We start from the raw sequence: 308 nt of genomic DNA, 5'->3' as shown, positions 1-308 counted from the left end.
CCGTTCAGCGTGGTCCGCGGCCCGAGGTCCTCCGCTTCGCAGATTCGTCGGCGGACTTCCTTGCCGGAGATCCGCAGCCGTTGGGTCAGCACGCTGCCCAGCGATTTGGCGCCCAACTCGACCGGGGAGGCTTCGCGTTGCAGCCGGGCGATCACGTGATGCCCGACCGTGGGTAGCTGCCAGGTGACGGTTTCGAGTTCGCCCAACAACTCCACCAACTCCAGGTGGGTGAACTGATCGCAATCCAGGTCGACGAGTTCGGCGACGGCAGCGCGGATCCCCGCAACTGCCGCGGTGACCCGATCCGA

General features: G+C 66.6%; 1 protein-coding gene. It reads right to left on the bottom strand.

Features of this window, described 5'->3' with window-relative positions:
• A partial coding sequence (locus B1790_RS07630) for a DUF222 domain-containing protein (RefSeq protein ID WP_158083786.1) occupies window positions 1-308 on the bottom strand: 308 nt, incomplete at both ends.

The organism is Mycobacterium sp. AT1 (assembly GCF_002043095.1).
Lineage (GTDB): Bacteria > Actinomycetota > Actinomycetes > Mycobacteriales > Mycobacteriaceae > Mycobacterium.
Note: the sequence above shows the minus strand (reverse complement) of the source record. Positions and strands in the feature narration are given on the sequence as shown.